Origin of the sequence: Mesorhizobium sp. M0040 (assembly GCF_040323505.1) — a bacterium.
Taxonomy (GTDB): Bacteria; Pseudomonadota; Alphaproteobacteria; order Rhizobiales; family Rhizobiaceae; genus Mesorhizobium.
Map to the genome: position 1 here is coordinate 1 of NZ_JAMYVA010000032.1, position 15,046 is coordinate 15,046.

Consider the following 15,046-nt stretch of genomic DNA (forward strand, 5'->3'; position numbering starts at 1 on the left):
GGGGGTCGCACACAGGCCCCCCCCGGCGGCCCCCCCCCCCCCCCCCCCCCCCCGCCGGGGGGGGCCGTCTCAAAAAACCGCGCCGCCCCGGCCGCCCCCCTGCGGGGCCCCCCGCGCCCATCGCACGCTCGCGCTTCCTGATGATAGCAGTGGCGGTTTTTGCCGGCCTCGGTCTTGCTTGGTGGGCGGCAACAGGGCTGGGGCTGGTAAAGCCGATTTTCCTGCCCTCGCCGGGGAGCGTGGTGACCCAGCTCGGCAAGCTCTCGGGTGACGGCACGCTGTGGCTGGACCTCAGGACCTCGATATACCGTATTTCTGTTGGCTTCCTCATCGCCTCGGCATTGGCGATTCCGATTGGCGTGCTGATCGGCAGCTTCAGGACTTGGGAAGCGGCGATCGAGCCGCTTGTGGATTTCATCCGCTACATGCCGGTGGTCGCTTTCGTGCCCCTCTCCATCCTGTGGTCGGGGACGGGCGATGCCCAGAAGTTCCTGATCATCTTCATCGGCACCTTCTTTCAGCAGGTGCTGATGATCATGGACAATGTGAAGCGGGTTCCCGCTGATTTCATTGGCCTTGGCAGGACACTCGGCCTGCCGGATCGCAGGATCCTGACCCGCATCGTGGTTCCCAGCGCCTTGCCAGGCATCTGGGACACGTTGCGCATCAGTCTCGGCTGGGCATGGACCTGGCTGGTGTTGGCGGAACTTGTCGCGGCGACATCAGGGCTCGGCTACCGCATCACCGTGTCCCAGCGTTATTTCCAGACAAACACCATCATCGGCTACATCCTGCTGCTGGGCGTGCTTGGCCTCATCACCGACCAGGTCATGAAGGCACTGGGAAAAGTGCTGTTCCGGCAGGAGGGCCACGTGCAATGAGGCCGGGCCGATGAGTTTGCCCAAACTGCGGATCGAGGGTCTCCACAAGAGCTTCGGCACGGGCGCGCGGCGCACGGAAGTGCTGCGCGATATCAATCTCGATCTTGCCGACAACGAGTTCGTCTCGCTGGTGGGCACGTCGGGTTGCGGCAAGAGCACGCTGCTGTCGATCGTTGCCGGACTGCAGGATTTCGACGCGGGAGATCTTGCCATCGATGGCGCGCCGATCCTGCAGCCGGGCCTCGACCGCGGCGTCGTCTTCCAGTCCTACACCCTGCTTCCCTGGCTGACGGCGCAGCAGAACATCGAGTTCGCCCTCAAGGCCGCGGGTCATGATCGCGCGACCTGCCGCAGGATAGCACGCGAGCATCTCGATCTGGTCAAGCTCCCTCACAGCGCCAATCGTTATCCGTCTGAGCTTTCGGGCGGCATGAAGCAACGGGTGGCCATAGCGCGTGCTCTTTCCTATCGACCCAAAATGCTTCTGATGGACGAGCCCTTTGGCGCGCTCGATGCCTTGACCAGGCATCAGATGCAGGAACTCCTGACGCAGATCTGGGAGGAGCACAGGCTCACCGTGCTCTTCGTCACCCATGATGTGGAAGAAGCCGTCTACCTGTCGGACCGCATCGTCGTGATGGGGATCGGCCCGGGACGCATCATGCAGACCTTCAATGTCGATATCGAGCGCCCGCGCCGGGAAGAGGTCATGGAAACCCCGGCCTTCATGGATTTGCAGCGCAGCGTACACAAGGCGATCCGCGAGGCTTCAAAACGTCCCGAAATGGTTTAGGCGGGCCACTCAATTACTTACAATCGGCGACCACCGTTGCGCCCAATCTCGATATCGCGCCATCGCGATTCCTGACCAGGGGAGCCGCGATCGGCGGCTTTCTCCTCAACCTCGAAAAAAATTTGCAGGACAATGTCGATTTCCTAAACTCCGTTCGTCGTTTCGATGCCGGCCGGTGAGTCCGGCTCAACAAGGAGACAGACGATGCGTGTGATGGTGCTCGTGAAGGCTACCGAGGACAGCGAAAAGGGCTTTGTCCCCACGCCCGAGGCGAAGGAGGCGATGGAGGCGATGGGCAGGTTCAACGACGAGCTGCGCAATGCCGGCATCTTGCTCGACGCCGATGGCCTCAAGCCCTCCTCGCAGGGCAAGCGCGTTGCGTTCGATGGTCCCCGCCGGACGGTCATCGACGGGCCTTTCGCCGAGACCCGCGAACTGGTCGCCGGCTTTTGGCTCTGGGAAGTCAAGGACATGGACGAGGCTGTCGCCTGGGTGAAGCGCTGCCCCAATCCCATGCCCGGACCGAGCGAGATTGAAATCCGGCCGCTGTACGAGATGGCTGATTGGCAATGGGAATCTGACGCCGGAGGTCACGGAAATCCATGACCGGACGCGCGAGAAGCTCAGCGGCAACTGAACCTGTCGGCCGCAACCTGCTTTGCCTTCGTTATGGCTTTGGCCGATAAGGCAGCATGACGGCAGGCGAGACGCAGCAGGCGATCGAGGCGATTTTTCGCATTGAACGTGCCCGGCTCATCGCGGGCCTGGCCCGCCTCGTGCGCAATGTCGATCTTGCAGAGGAACTGGTGCAGGACGCCCTCGTCATAGCCCTATCCGAATGGTCCAGGACCGGCGTTCCGGCCAATCCCGGCGCTTGGCTGATGACGGTCGCCAAACGCCGCGCCATCGACGCGATCCGTCGCGACAAGATGCGCGAGCGCAAGCATGAGGAGATCGCGCGGGAGCTGGACGGCGACTGCGATGGTACGGCCGAGGGAAACGAAATGGCCATGAACGACGATCTTGGCGACGAGCTGCTGGGCCTCATCTTCACAGCCTGCCACCCCATACTTTCGGCCGACGCCCGCGCGGCCCTCACGCTGCGTGTCATCGGCGGCCTGACGACGGACGAGATCGCCCGTGCTTTCCTGTCGAGCGAGGTGACGATCGCCCAGCGCATCGTCCGCGCAAAGAGGACGATCGGAAAGGCCGGGCTCAGCTTCGAGGTGCCGCGCGGCGCCGAGCGTGCGGCGCGTCTGTCCTCGGTGCTGGAGGTCATCTATCTCATCTTCAATGAAGGCTATGCTGCCACGGCAGGCGACGACCTTGTCCGCCCGAGCCTGTGCCTGGAGGCACAACGGCTCGGCCGCATGCTGGCGGGGTTGATGGCCGAGGATGCCGAGGTGTTCGGCCTGCTGGCTCTGATGGAAATCCAGGCATCGCGCCTGCCGGCGCGCATCGGGCCGGACGGCGCCCTCTTGACCCTGACCGAGCAAAACCGCGCGCGCTGGGACCAGCTGCTGATCCGCCGAGGCCTTGACGCGCTGGCCCGTGCCGAAGCCCTCGGGGGCGATGGCCCCTATGTGTTGCAGGCCGCGCTTGCAGCCTGTCACGCGCGGGCGCGCAGTCCGGCCGATACCGACTGGCCCCGTATCGCAGCGCTCTACGACCGGCTGCGTGCAGTGATGCCCTCGCCGGTGGTCGATCTCAATCGAGCGGTCGCCCACAGCATGGCCTTCGGGCCCGAAGCGGGCCTGCGGCTGGTAGACGAGATTGCCGACGCCGCCGCCTTGCGCAATTATGCGCCATTGCCGGCGGCGAGGGGCGATTTTCTGTTTCGGGCCGGCCGGCTGGCCGAGGCCCGCGCCGAATTCGAGGCTGCGGCCAAGCTCACCCGCAACGTGCGCGAAGCGGCCTTTCTCCTCGCCCGCGCAGACGCTTGTGGTTGACAGCATCGCTCTCCGTGCCCGACGCGCCGCTCGGCAACATCGAAAGCCGCCAGTTCGCTCCCGGCCAGCCCCCTTCAATGAGCGTGATCAGCTCGCAACGCGAAAGGGATTAACGATGCGCAAGCCTTCGTCGAGCGCCATTGCGTGCTGCATGTCCTCCGACCAAAGTGTATCGCAGCCAGCGTGAACCGCCGCGGAGGCGATCATCGCGTCATAGGTGGAAAGGCCGTACCGCTCGGCGAGCCTCAATCCTGTTTCGTGGGTCTCGAGCGTGAGCGGATGAACCGTCAACAGGCCGCGCAGCGTGGTCAGCAGCGCATGCGTTTCGTCCCATGACATTTGCATCTTCCGACGCGCGACATTGGTGAGTTCATTGAGAACCTGCACGCTGATCGCCCCGCCATCGGCGATGACCGCCTCGGCCCGATCCGCCTTCGCCGTGTCGCCTGACGCGATATGAAGAAGGACATTGGTATCGAAAAAACTAACGGGCATTTGCCTCGTCCCGATCGAATTTGAAGTCAGCGGGAAGCCGACCGCGGAAGGCGCGGAGACGCTTCAGCAACTCCTCACGCCCGGGCTTCCGCGCGACGCCAAGCTGGCGGGCGTCAGCGACATGGATTTCGATCTCATCGCCTTCCCTGAGTTCAAGCGCTTCGACCACAGCGGCGGGAAGGCGGACCGCAAGACTGTTTCCCCATTTGGCGACCTGCATGCCACTTCCTCTCTTAGATATACGCTGGAAGAAATGTATATCCACAAGTCGTCAAGGTCAAGAATTGCAGCCAATCGGTTTATTCATTTTGGAGGAGAGGGCCTCGATCATGCCAGCAACTGCGTCGGCACGCCGAGAATCGGTCCTGCCTCGGCGAGCCGCTGGTCGAGGGTCCACACCGTGGCGCCATGCTCCGATGCCGTCGCGAGGTGCAGGGCGTCGCCAGCACGAAGCCCGAGCATATGCTGATCGGCGAATTTCGCGGCGACCCGAAAATGCCCGCCCGTCACCGGCAGCACGGTGAAGCTCTCAGCGACAAGCTTATTGAACATCGCGAGCGCTGCCGCGCGTTGCTCCAGGTCGATTTGTCCGGTCCGAAGCTTGATCGCCATGGCGCAGGACATCTCGGTGATGGTCCAGTCGCTGATCACAAGTTGCGCAGGGTCCTGCTCCGCCAGCCAGCCCTGAACGCGCGCGGTCATGGCTTCGTTGGATAGCGCCGCGATGATCAGCGAAGTATCGAGATAGGACGTCAATAGCGATCGCCATCTCGCATCGATCGCACCAGATCGGTGGCAGCCTGAGCCTGCAGAGGCATGGTTGCGGTCAGGGATTGGAGCAGGACGGCGTCGATCCGTTTGCGAGGGCGGGCCACGGCCGTGAGCCTGGCGACCGGCTTGCCACGCCGGGTTATGTCGATCGAGTCTCCAGCTTCAACCCGGTCGACGAGCTCACTCAGATGTGCCTTGGCGTCCGCCAGATTGACCGCGTCCATGTCACGCTCCTGACCATGTAGATAGTCATATAGCGCATCACACTTGACGATTCCAGCGCAGAGTACTTTGGCACACCAGGCTGCCCCCAGGTCAGCGACCGTCGCGGCGCTCGTTCCACTTCTTGAAGCAGACCGCTGTGTGAGCGAAGCAGGTGATCGCTCCTGCAACGAGAATTGTGCCGCTTCCCGCTTGACTCACACATATCCCGGTGGTTATACATCGATCAATAGCCGAAGGGTTATCGATCCCAATGCCAAAGGCTCACGATGTACTCTTCAGAACGCTTGCCGATCCGACTCGGCGCGCTATTTTTGAGCGGCTGTGTCGCGAAGGAGAGCAGACGGTCGGGGCTCTGACGGCTCAGGCCGGGATCTCGCAACCGGCCGTGTCAAAACATCTCGGCGTTTTGAGGCAGGCCGGGCTCGTGCGCGACCGCCATGCAGGGCGACAGACCCATTATAGCGCGCAGCTTGCTGCGCTTGCCCCCCTGATTGACTGGACAAGCCAGATGACCGGGTTCTGGCAGAGCCGGTTCGACGACCTCGAAGACCTGCTCAAACGGATGGACCAGTGAACCGAACGTCGACCGAAACACTCTCCGTCATTGTTGAACGGGAAATCGCTTATCCGCCCGAGAAGATCTGGCGCGCGCTCACGCAACCACACTTGATCGAGGAGTGGCTCATGAAAAATGACTTCAAACCTGTCGCGAACCACCGCTTCAATCTTCACGCAGACTGGGGCTCTGTCGAGTGTCAGGTGCAGACGGTCGAGCCGAACAGAACACTGACTTACACGTGGGATACCAAGGATCTCAAGAGTGTCGTCTCCTGGACCCTCACCCCCACGAGCACCGGAGCCCGCTTGCGCATGGAACAGTCGGGCTTCCGGCCGGATCAGCAGCCTTACTTCCGGGGTGCCAAAGTCGGCTGGCCGAGGTTCTTTGACGATCTGGAGCAGGTTCTGGCGCGGACGGACTGAGATCCGCTGGGCTATCCAAGCAAGGGCTCTGTTACAGAGCGACATCACGAGGCGATAATGGAGGCAAGCCAATGAAGATCAAGTTGGCCAAAGTATACGTGGACGACCAGGAAAAGGCACTGGGCTTTTACACCGAAACGCTCGGCTTTACCAAGAAGGCCGATTTCAGCAATGGGCCGTTTCGCTGGCTGACCGTCGCATCACCCGACGAGCCGGACGGTGCCGAGCTGCAACTCGCGCTCAATGACAACCCGGCGGCCAAGGCCTACCAGCAAGCCATTTTCCAGCAGGGCCAGCCCGCGGTCATGTTCTTCACCGATAACGTCAAGGGCGACTACGAGCGCATAAAAGCGCGCGGCGCCGAGTTCACGATGCCGCCGACCGAAGTAACCGGCTCGACCATCGCCCAGCTGAACGACAACTGCGGCAATCTCGTTCAAATCACCCAACTGGCGCGCTGGTAAAGCATGCGTTCAGTGGCGTGGCTGCCCGGCGGGAGTCGCCAAACGGGCCGCCCGATCCGCTTCGGTTCGTCTTCAGAGGAGGTCTCAATGGATTGGAACAAATGGGTTCGGCAGATCCACCGCTGGCTGTCGATCATCTTTGCGGCGGTCGTCGCCGCCATCTTCATCAGCCTGGGAGCAGGCAAGGAACCCGCCTACTGGGTATACCTCTTGCCGCTGTTTCCACTCGGCTTGCTCCTGCTTACCGGACTGTACATGTTCGTGCTGCCTTACGCTCCCAAGTGGCGCAACGCAGGGGGCACCGGCGCATTGGAGTGAACGCATGGCCAACAAGACGTCCATCAAGTCAGCGGCGGTCGCGAAGAAGCCCGCCGCCAAGCCTGCAGCCGCCAAGCCGGTCCTCCTCGCAGGCGGCAACCCGCAGATCCCGAAGGGTGATGGTGACGCTCCTGTGCAGGCCTACATCGCGGCCATGCCGGGCTGGAAACGCGACGTCGGCCGCCGCCTCAACGCACTCATCGAGCGCAACGTTCCCAACCTGCGCAAGGCCGTCAAATGGAACTCGCCCTTCTATGGCGTAGAGGGTCAAGGCTGGTTCCTCAACTTCCATTGCTTCACAAAGTACATCAAGCTGGCTTTCTTCCGCGGCACGTCGCTGCATCCTTTCCCTCCAGGCGAGTCCAAGCACAAGGACGTGCGCTACCTCGACATCCGCGAGGACGACCAGCTCGACGAAGCTCAACTCACCGACTGGGTAAAGCAAGCCAGCCAGTTGCCTGGCGAGCGAATGTGAGTGGAATGCCAGTCATTCCCGCAAACCCGGTGCCGACTAGCGGTATTCATGTGACGGGCGAGCGGCAACAACCCTAGGGAAAGCGACAATGGTGATGAAGAGTGGCTCTATGGAAGGAAATGCAGAGAGCTCCCCCTCTCAGCTGATAGATGCGAGGATCAGTGAGCTGGGCGATTGGCGAGGCAAGACGCTTTCCCATGTCCGCGCTCTCGTCAAGCAGGCTGACCCGGAAGTGGTCGAGGAGTGGAAGTGGCGAGGCGTTCCGGTGTGGTCGCACGCCGGAATAATCTGCACCGGCGAGACCTACAACAACGTCGTGAAGGTGACCTTCGCAAAGGGCGCCTCCCTGCCGGATCCTTCAGGCCTGTTCAACTCCAGTCTCGAAGGCAACACCAGGCGCGCCATCGATATCCGTGAGGGCGAAGACATAGATGAGAATGCGTTCAAGGCGCTGATACGCGCTGCTGCCGCCCTGAACACGGCCCGATAGTCAGCTCCGGCCGATATGGTCGGCTAGCGGGCCGAGAGCGGCGAGCAAAGCTTCGCCGGTGGCTTGCGTCGCGTTCTCATGCGGCGCGCGCAGGTTCAGCCAGCGTCTGTCGCCGGCCCGTACCGCCAGCACTGCCTTCATCGCGGAGATGAGGCCGGCGTCCTGGATGATTTTGCGGAACGCCTTGATGGCGGCATCCGCGTCAGTAATGTCCTCTCCCGCCAGTGCTGCGTCGTAGAGGGCCCGGATCGCTGCGGCATTTAGATTGACCGTCGCCGAGATGCATCCCGCAGCACCGTTGGCGAGGCCTTTCGTCAGCTGTGCTTCCGAGCTCGGGAACACCGCGACCCTTGGGGCTGCCGCAATGACCGCCGCGGTGTTGTTCCAATCGCCGGCGCTGTCCTTGTAAGCCACCACGACATCCGGAAACGCTTGGCTCAAGCGGGCGGTCAGCGGCGGGCTCACCGGTACGCCGGAATTCTGCGGGATGTGGTAGAGGATCATCCTCATCGCCGGGTTCGCCACCCGTTCGATCAGCTCGCCATAGTAGCGGGCCTGTCCGTTGTCGCCGGCGGCCGTATAGAAGAACGACGGCAGCACCATCACCCCGGCACAGCCGAGCCCGACGGCATGCGCCGTCAGCTCGACGGTCTCGGCAAGTGCTGTGACACCGGTGCCGGGCATCAGATGGCTTGGCGAAATGCCGGCCTCGACCAGCCACTCCAGCGCTTGCATGCGCTCGCGCAACGAGACGGACAAGGCCTCGCCCGTGGTACCGAACGGCGACAGGAAATGCGCTCCCTGATCCAGCACCCATTTGGCGTGGGATATCCAGAGATCGCGGGCGATCCGGCCGTCGTTTTCGAACGGCGTCAGGATCGGTGCGATGGTTCCTTGTGGGCGGATCATTTGCGTCCTTCTAAAGCCGGCATCAAAAATGTCGAGCAAGCTACATGAAGCAATGTTGCTGAGTACCGGCCGTTCGACCTCGAAAGCAAGCGGCTCGCGCATAGGCGCGCGATTGTGATCGGGCGGCGGTTCTGAGGCTCTCGAGGTATATCCTTGTCACGGGATAACGTCGTCTGGCCGAAAGGGGGGTGACAAACGAGTTCTGCTGTTTCATCAATGCCGCCTTTTGAGGAGAAGCCCATGCGGAGGATCGGTGTCGGCATTATCGGCTGCGGCAACATTTCGGATGCCTATCTGAAGGCATCGCCACAATTCCCGGTGCTCGACATTGTCGGCGTCGCCGACATCAACCGGGCGGCAGCCGAGGCGAAGGCAGCGGCCTACGGCCTGGCTGCCATGCCGGTCGACGCGCTGTTGGCCGATCCGCGCGTCGAGATCGTGCTCAATCTGACGACGCCGCAGCATCATGTGCCGGTCGGCCTGCAGGCTGTCGGGCAAGGCAAGCACGTCTATTCCGAGAAGCCGCTGGCAACGACGCTCAGCGACGCCGAGCGGCTGGTCGCGGCGGCGCGCGAACAGGGCGTGCGCGTCGGCTGCGCACCCGACACCTTTCTTGGCGGCTCCCACCAGACGGCGCGGCGGCTGGTCGATGAGGATACGGCTGGGACCATTGTCGCCGGCTCTGCCTTCATGCAGGTGCCCGGCCACGAGCTCTGGCATCCCAATCCGGATTTCTACTATCAGCCCGGCGGTGGGCCAATGCTCGACATGGGACCGTACTATCTGACCTGCCTGGTCAATCTCCTGGGTCCGGTAAAATCTGTGACCGGGCAGGCGAAGTCTTCCTACGCCACCCGCACCATCGGTTCTGGACCGCGCCAGGGCGAAACCATCCGGGTCGAGGTGCCGACCCATATTTCCGGCCTGCTCGCATTCGAGAATGGCGCCGCGGTCTCGATCACCACCAGCTTCGACGTCTGGAAGCATGAACACAATCACATCGAACTTTACGGAACCAAGGGCTCGATGATCGTCTCCGATCCCAACCAGTTTCAGGGCGACATCAGGACCAGCCAGCGCAAGGGCGACTGGACGGTGGCCGATCAGATCCATTCGTATGGCGACGGCAATTACCGGGGCCTCGGCCTTGCCGACATGGCGCAGGCGGTCGTCTCGGGCAGGCAACACCGCGCCAGCCTCGATCTTTCCCTCCATGTCCTGGAAATCATGGAATCGATCATCTCTTCAGCAGAGATAGGCCAGCGTATCGACCTGAGATATGGCTGCGCCCGGCCGGCGCCGATGCAGGCCGACCTGCCTTTCGGAATTCTGGAATAGGGAATAATGCGATGAGCAAGACGGCACTGATTTTCTGGGGCGGCTGGGAAGGTCACACCCCGGCCCGGAGCGCCGAAATCGTCAAGGAGATGCTGGCCGGCAACGGCTTCGACGTGCAGCTGGAGCAGGGGACTTCGGCGCTTGCCGATCCGCAGCTGGGCATGCTCGATCTCATTGTCCCGGTGATCACCATGTCGACGATCGAAAAGCCGGAGCTGCAAAACCTGACCAGCGCCGTCGGGGCCGGCACCGGCCTTGCGGGCTTTCACGGCACGATGTGCGACAGCTTCCGCAACGAGCCGGAATACCAGTTCATGACCGGCGGCCAGTGGGTCGCCCATCCCGGCAACATCATCGACTATCACGTCGACATCACCAGGCCAGGCGATCCGGTCATGCAGGGCATCGACGACTTCGCCTACCGTTCAGAGCAGTATTACATGCATGTCGATCCGACCAACGAGGTGCTGGCGACGACTACTTTCACCGGCGAGCATCTCGATTTCATCGCCGGCGTCGTCATGCCGGTTGTCTGGAAGCGCCGCTACGGCAAGGGCCGCGTCTTCTACAGCGCGCTCGGGCACACCGCCGACGAGTTCGCCGTGCCGCAAATGCGCACGATGTTCGAACGCGGCGCGATTTGGGCCAGCCGAAACTCGGACCTTGGATAGCCGTTCAATCTGAACGCCACGTATCGTTGTAATCTCTCATGGGGCGGCCGCCCGAACGCGGACACAGGCACTGGACTGCGGCAATTGACTGCCATGGTAGCATCCAATACACCGGGGGCTCATCGAAAATTCCGTCGCTGGAGGTCGAATGGAGCAGACGTGGCGATGGTTTGGGCCGAGCGACGCAGCAACGCTTGCCCATGCCAGGCAGGCCGGCGCGACCGGTATCGTGACGGCACTGCACGACATCCCTTACGGCGAAGTCTGGCCGATCCACGCTATCAGGCAGCGCCAGGCGCTTATCGAGGCGGATCCGGCGATGGGCCTCAAATGGAGCGTCGTCGAGAGTGTGCCCGTGCACGAGGACATCAAGCTCGGCCGCGGCGATCTCGACCGGCTCTACGACAATTTCGGGCAGACCTTACGCAATCTCGGCGCCTGCGGTGTGCGCACGGTCTGCTATAACTTCATGCTGATCCTCGACTGGACCCGGACCGACCTGGCTGCGCCGCTGCCGGGCGGCGGACGGGCGCTCCGCATGAACATGCACGAGCTTGCCGCGTTCGATTGCTACATGCTGCAGCGCAAGGGATCTGAGCGCGACTATGCGTCCGATGTTCTCCAGCGGGCAAGCGAATGGTTCGAGGCGACGCCGGATGCGTCAAAAGAGCGTCTGCTTGCCAACATCATGGCCGGCCTGCCGGGCGCCTTCAAGCGCTATAACATAGCGGAATTGCGCGAAGTGGTGGCCGAGCAATCGGGCCTGTCGCACGACCGGCTGCGCGAGAACGTCGTCCGTTTTCTCGAAAACGTGCTGCCGGCGGCCGAAGAGGCGGGCGTCACGTTGGCGATCCACCCGGACGATCCGCCGCGCGATCTCGTCGGCCTGTGCCGGATCGTCAAGAACGCGGACGACATCGCCTTTATCCTGGACGCAGTGCCATCGGCCCATAGCGGCCTTACCTTGTGCACGGGGTCGCTGGGCGCCAACCCGGCCAATGACGTGCCCGCCATCGCCAGCCGCTTTGCGCACAAGATCAACTTCGTGCATCTGCGCAACGTCAGCAAGGACCCGGACGGCTCGTTCATGGAATCCGAGCATCTGAGCGGCGATGTGGACATGGTGTCGGTGGTTTCGATCTTGCTCGACGAGCAGCAACGCCGCCGCGACGCCGGGGAACCGGCGGCGCTGCTGCCCTTTCGCCCGGATCATGGCCACGAGCTGATCGATGACGCCGCGCGGCACACCCATCCCGGCTACCCCGTGATCGGCCGTCTTCGCGGCCTTGCCGAATTGAGAGGCGTGATGACGGCGATTGCCCATCAGCGCGGCTACCGGCTGCAATGACGGCGCCCCGCCTGCTCTGCGTCGGCGCGCTCACCTACGACACGATCTTGCGCCTCGATGTCCTGCCCTCCGGCGCCGGCAAGTTCCTGCCAAGCGAGGCCGTGCAGATCGCGGCCGGCATGGCAGCAAGCGCGGCCGCGTCGGCCAGCCGCCAGGGCGGGCAGGTCTGGCTATGGGCAAGCGTCGGCGACGATGCTGTCGGCCGCGATGTCATCGGCCAGATGGAGGCGGAGCGGGTCGACTGTTCGCTGGTGCGCAGGGTTGAAGGTGGCCGCTCGGCCATTGCCACCATCCTGGTCGATGCCGCCGGCGAGCGTATGATTGTGCCCTTCTACGATGCAGTCACGCAAGCCGATCCTGACCGTCTTCCGCCCGCGGATTTTTCCCGCTTCGACGCCGTGCTGGTTGATGTCCGCTGGCCCGGAGCCGCGGCCCTGGCGCTGGCGAAGGCTCGCGAGTGCGGCATCCCGGCGATCCTTGACGCCGATGTCGCGTCGCGACCGGTGCTCGACCGGCTGCTGCCGCTCGCCTCGCATGTCGTTGCTTCGCTGCCGGCGGCACGCATCCTTTGCGGTCCGGAGATATCCGCCGGTTCTGCCGTCGCCATTCTCGGCGAACGGACCGGCGCCTTCGTGGCGGTCACCGATGGGGCGAACGGCACCGTGTTCCGCTACTCGGGCAGCAATGACGTCCGTCATCTGCCGTCGCCGCGGGTCGAAGCCGTCGACACTCTGGCGGCAGGCGACGTGTTCCACGGCACCTTCGCTCTCGGCCTGGCCGAAGGTTGGGACGAAGAGCGGGCGATAGCAGTGGCCAGCGCCGCCGCCGCCCTGAAATGCCTGCGCTTTGGCGGACGTCTTGGCGCACCGACGCGCGCGGAAACGCTGGCTTTCATGCAAGGATCGACATGATGCCGAACCCGCTTGGGCCGGCTCGGTGGAAAGAGCACGTCAAGTGGCGGCCGTCGACTACCATGGCAGTTCCTGCGCAACTGTTCGAGGGAGGATAAATGGCTGAGTTCAAAAAACGCGCACTGGTCACGGGGGCGGCCATGGGCATCGGCCGTGCTGTCGCCGAAAGACTGGCCGAGCAAGGCGTCGACCTGATCCTGTTCGACCGGGCGGGCGATCAGCTGGATGAGGTCGCGGCGCAGCTTTCGGCGCGCGGCGTGACCGTGCACACCGTGCTCGGCTCGACCGCCGACACTGAGGCCTGCGGCCGCGCCGTCGAGCTTGCCCGGTCCGCGTTCGGCGGGCTCGACATGCTCTCCCACAATGCCGGCATCCAGCGTTACGGAACGGTGGAGACCACGGACGAGGCGCTTTGGGACGAGGTGATGAACGTCAACCTCAAGGCTGCCTACCTGCTCTCCCGCGCGGCGATGCCGCTGCTGCGGCAAAGCCGCGGCGCCATCGTCCATATGAGCTCGGTGCAGGGTCTGGCCAGCCAGGAAGGGGTTCTGGCCTACAGCACGGCCAAGCACGGCCTGATCGGCTTGGTCAAATCGATGGCCGTCGACTATGCGCCGCTCGGCGTGCGCGTCAATGCCGTCGCTCCGGGTGCGGTCGACACGCCGATGCTGCGGGATGCGGTCAAGCTCAACGATAAGCCCGACGAGATCCTGCGCATCCTCGACAATATGCATCCGCTCGGCCGTACCGCCCAGCCGCAAGAGATTGCCGCAGTCGTCGCCTTCCTGCTGTCCGACGATGCCTCCTTCGTCACCGGCGAGGTCGTACGCGTCGATGGCGGCCTGCTGGCGCGCATCGGCGGTTCTCCGCGCAAGGAATAACGTCGGCGCTGCTGCTTGCGCAGGCATTTCATGAACGGCTTGAAGCTGCAGAGCCTATAAGGGGTCGCCGATGGCAGGGCTTTTGGGAATGCGGACCATCACCGAGGGGCGGCTCGGCGAAACTGCCCCTGGCGCTTCAGTTGCGGCTAGGACGTTCGAGGTTTTGCTCGACCAGATCCTGACCTTCCGCCTGAAGCCGCACGAGCTGATTTCTGAAAAGGCGATGTCGGAAGCCCTCGGCGTGAGCCGCACGCCGGTCAGGGAGGCGCTCGCCCGGCTGGCCGGTCTTGGCTTGATCGACATTTATCCGCAGCGCGGCAGCATGGTGGCACCGCTGCGGATTGCCGATCTCGAGAAATCGCAGTTTCTGCGCGAAGCGCTCGAAGTCGGCCTGATCAAGCGCGCGGTCGAGAGCCCGCGCCGTGCCGACCTGCTTGCCGTGCTCAAAGGCGAACTGGCGGTCCAGGAGACGTTCGCCTCCATCGCGGACGACAGGCGCTTCTTCAAGTCGGACGAGCTGTTCCATCAGCACATCGCCAGCCATGCCGGCTTCCCCGGAATCTGGGCCGATATCAGCGCGGCGAAGCTGCACATGGACCGCTTCCGCTTCCTGTCTTTCCCGCGCCTCGACAGCATGTCGGTGGTTCTCGGCCAACATCGGCGGATCGTCGATGCGCTCGAGCAGGCCGACGCCCTTGCCGCGGAAGAGGCGATGCGAACGCATCTTCGCCGCATCTTCGAGGTGCTCGAAATCGTCCGGGAGCGCTATCCCCATTATTTCGAGGCAAACGGCAGTGTGAGCCCGCTTTCGGCCGGCTCAATCCAAGCCTGAGCCTTTCTTGCGCGCTTCCGAAGGCGTCTTGGTCTTGCTGCCGGATTTGTCGGAAGCTGGCTCGGCTTTGCGATCTTGACCCTCGCCGCCTTGCTCCTTGCGGAGCTGCTTTTCCACTATCGATCGCGATCCTTCCGCCGGGTCTTGTTCAGGATGAGTATCGGTTCCCGTCATGTCGGCTCCTATCCATTTTGATCAATTGCGTGCGGCGTGGGCTGACCTCCGCCGCCGGTTCTGTCGCGCCCGATCATCAGCCAGGCGGCGAACAGCACGACCAGTACGACCACGATCCAGGCGACGAAACGAGGCATCGG

General features: G+C 63.3%; 23 protein-coding genes. 16 read left to right on the forward strand and 7 right to left on the reverse strand.

Annotated elements, in window-relative coordinates; genetic code table 11:
- Nucleotides 1-140 precede the first annotated feature (140 nt).
- The 4 genes from NKJ91_RS22970 (at nucleotide 141) to NKJ91_RS22985 (ending at nucleotide 3,623) form a co-directional block, all read left to right on the forward strand.
- Entirely contained in the window at nucleotides 141-881 is a 741-nt protein-coding gene (locus NKJ91_RS22970; protein ID WP_352457396.1) for an ABC transporter permease, read from the forward strand.
- A gap of 10 nt (nucleotides 882-891) precedes the next feature.
- Nucleotides 892-1,674: an ABC transporter ATP-binding protein gene (locus tag NKJ91_RS22975; RefSeq protein ID WP_352451005.1), complete on the forward strand. Its 783-nt coding sequence runs from the start codon at nucleotides 892-894 to the stop codon at nucleotides 1,672-1,674.
- Between the two features lie 165 nt (nucleotides 1,675-1,839).
- Nucleotides 1,840-2,280, forward strand: a complete 441-nt coding sequence (locus NKJ91_RS22980) for a YciI family protein (RefSeq protein ID WP_245274676.1) — start codon at nucleotides 1,840-1,842, stop codon at nucleotides 2,278-2,280.
- Nucleotides 2,281-2,366: 86 nt separating this feature from the next.
- Nucleotides 2,367-3,623, forward strand: a complete 1,257-nt coding sequence (locus NKJ91_RS22985; protein WP_023676184.1) for an RNA polymerase sigma factor — start codon at nucleotides 2,367-2,369, stop codon at nucleotides 3,621-3,623.
- Nucleotides 3,624-3,710: 87 nt separating this feature from the next.
- On the opposite strand, the gene NKJ91_RS22990 is transcribed toward NKJ91_RS22985, so the two are convergent.
- From NKJ91_RS22990 to NKJ91_RS23005, 4 genes are all read right to left on the reverse strand, one after another.
- Nucleotides 3,711-4,118, reverse strand: coding sequence for a PIN domain-containing protein (locus NKJ91_RS22990; RefSeq protein ID WP_023676183.1), 408 nt, complete (start codon nucleotides 4,116-4,118; stop codon nucleotides 3,711-3,713).
- Nucleotides 4,108-4,338 carry an AbrB/MazE/SpoVT family DNA-binding domain-containing protein gene (locus NKJ91_RS22995; RefSeq protein WP_023676182.1) on the reverse strand — a complete coding sequence of 77 codons (231 nt, stop codon included), beginning with the start codon at nucleotides 4,336-4,338 and terminating at the stop codon, nucleotides 4,108-4,110. The genes NKJ91_RS22990 and NKJ91_RS22995 overlap by 11 nt, the downstream gene beginning before the upstream one ends.
- A 107-nt stretch (nucleotides 4,339-4,445) precedes the next feature.
- Nucleotides 4,446-4,874 (reverse strand): type II toxin-antitoxin system VapC family toxin, encoded by a 429-nt coding sequence (locus NKJ91_RS23000; RefSeq protein ID WP_352457397.1) that lies wholly within the window; start codon nucleotides 4,872-4,874, stop codon nucleotides 4,446-4,448.
- Nucleotides 4,871-5,113, reverse strand: a complete 243-nt coding sequence (locus tag NKJ91_RS23005; RefSeq protein ID WP_023676181.1) for a type II toxin-antitoxin system Phd/YefM family antitoxin — start codon at nucleotides 5,111-5,113, stop codon at nucleotides 4,871-4,873. The genes NKJ91_RS23000 and NKJ91_RS23005 overlap by 4 nt, the downstream gene beginning before the upstream one ends.
- A gap of 251 nt (nucleotides 5,114-5,364) precedes the next feature.
- On the opposite strand from NKJ91_RS23005, the gene NKJ91_RS23010 reads away from it, so the two are divergent.
- From NKJ91_RS23010 to NKJ91_RS23035, 6 genes are all read left to right on the forward strand, one after another.
- Entirely contained in the window at nucleotides 5,365-5,688 is a 324-nt protein-coding gene (locus NKJ91_RS23010) for an ArsR/SmtB family transcription factor (RefSeq protein ID WP_023676180.1), read from the forward strand.
- Nucleotides 5,685-6,095, forward strand: a complete 411-nt coding sequence (locus tag NKJ91_RS23015; RefSeq protein ID WP_023676179.1) for an SRPBCC family protein — start codon at nucleotides 5,685-5,687, stop codon at nucleotides 6,093-6,095. The genes NKJ91_RS23010 and NKJ91_RS23015 overlap by 4 nt, the downstream gene beginning before the upstream one ends.
- 71 nt (nucleotides 6,096-6,166) lie before the next feature.
- A complete protein-coding gene (locus NKJ91_RS23020; protein WP_352451012.1) occupies nucleotides 6,167-6,559 on the forward strand; it encodes a VOC family protein in 393 nt (130 codons plus the stop codon).
- Nucleotides 6,560-6,646: 87 nt separating this feature from the next.
- Entirely contained in the window at nucleotides 6,647-6,877 is a 231-nt protein-coding gene (locus NKJ91_RS23025; protein ID WP_023716563.1) for a hypothetical protein, read from the forward strand.
- A gap of 4 nt (nucleotides 6,878-6,881) precedes the next feature.
- Complete coding sequence (locus NKJ91_RS23030) at nucleotides 6,882-7,352, forward strand: DUF1801 domain-containing protein (RefSeq protein ID WP_352457398.1); 471 nt, start codon at nucleotides 6,882-6,884, stop codon at nucleotides 7,350-7,352.
- Between the two features lie 109 nt (nucleotides 7,353-7,461).
- Nucleotides 7,462-7,842 carry a DUF1801 domain-containing protein gene (locus NKJ91_RS23035; protein WP_352457399.1) on the forward strand — a complete coding sequence of 127 codons (381 nt, stop codon included), beginning with the start codon at nucleotides 7,462-7,464 and terminating at the stop codon, nucleotides 7,840-7,842.
- On the opposite strand, the gene NKJ91_RS23040 is transcribed toward NKJ91_RS23035, so the two are convergent.
- Nucleotides 7,843-8,751 carry a dihydrodipicolinate synthase family protein gene (locus NKJ91_RS23040; RefSeq protein WP_352457400.1) on the reverse strand — a complete coding sequence of 303 codons (909 nt, stop codon included), beginning with the start codon at nucleotides 8,749-8,751 and terminating at the stop codon, nucleotides 7,843-7,845.
- 240 nt (nucleotides 8,752-8,991) lie between these two features.
- Between NKJ91_RS23040 and NKJ91_RS23045 the strand changes: the two genes are divergently transcribed.
- The 6 genes from NKJ91_RS23045 to NKJ91_RS23070 all read left to right on the forward strand — a co-directional run bounded on the left by NKJ91_RS23045 (nucleotide 8,992) and on the right by NKJ91_RS23070 (nucleotide 14,732).
- Nucleotides 8,992-10,089, forward strand: a complete 1,098-nt coding sequence (locus NKJ91_RS23045; RefSeq protein ID WP_352457401.1) for a Gfo/Idh/MocA family protein — start codon at nucleotides 8,992-8,994, stop codon at nucleotides 10,087-10,089.
- Between the two features lie 11 nt (nucleotides 10,090-10,100).
- A complete protein-coding gene (locus NKJ91_RS23050; RefSeq protein ID WP_352457402.1) occupies nucleotides 10,101-10,760 on the forward strand; it encodes a ThuA domain-containing protein in 660 nt (219 codons plus the stop codon).
- A 148-nt stretch (nucleotides 10,761-10,908) separates the two neighbouring features.
- Entirely contained in the window at nucleotides 10,909-12,108 is a 1,200-nt protein-coding gene (uxuA, locus tag NKJ91_RS23055; protein WP_352457403.1) for a mannonate dehydratase, read from the forward strand.
- Nucleotides 12,105-13,019 carry a PfkB family carbohydrate kinase gene (locus NKJ91_RS23060; RefSeq protein ID WP_023676170.1) on the forward strand — a complete coding sequence of 305 codons (915 nt, stop codon included), beginning with the start codon at nucleotides 12,105-12,107 and terminating at the stop codon, nucleotides 13,017-13,019. The genes uxuA and NKJ91_RS23060 overlap by 4 nt, the downstream gene beginning before the upstream one ends.
- A 98-nt stretch (nucleotides 13,020-13,117) precedes the next feature.
- On the forward strand, nucleotides 13,118-13,900 hold the full coding sequence (locus tag NKJ91_RS23065) for an SDR family NAD(P)-dependent oxidoreductase (protein WP_352457404.1): 783 nt from the start codon (nucleotides 13,118-13,120) through the stop codon (nucleotides 13,898-13,900).
- 70 nt (nucleotides 13,901-13,970) lie between these two features.
- Entirely contained in the window at nucleotides 13,971-14,732 is a 762-nt protein-coding gene (locus NKJ91_RS23070) for a GntR family transcriptional regulator (RefSeq protein WP_084641055.1), read from the forward strand.
- Here the strand turns inward: NKJ91_RS23070 and NKJ91_RS23075 are convergent.
- Both NKJ91_RS23075 and NKJ91_RS23080 read right to left on the reverse strand, forming a co-directional pair.
- Complete coding sequence (locus NKJ91_RS23075; protein WP_352457405.1) at nucleotides 14,718-14,906, reverse strand: hypothetical protein; 189 nt, start codon at nucleotides 14,904-14,906, stop codon at nucleotides 14,718-14,720. The genes NKJ91_RS23070 and NKJ91_RS23075 overlap by 15 nt on opposite strands.
- An 8-nt stretch (nucleotides 14,907-14,914) precedes the next feature.
- Complete coding sequence (locus NKJ91_RS23080) at nucleotides 14,915-15,043, reverse strand: hypothetical protein (protein WP_280952094.1); 129 nt, start codon at nucleotides 15,041-15,043, stop codon at nucleotides 14,915-14,917.
- Nucleotides 15,044-15,046: the final 3 nt, after the last annotated feature.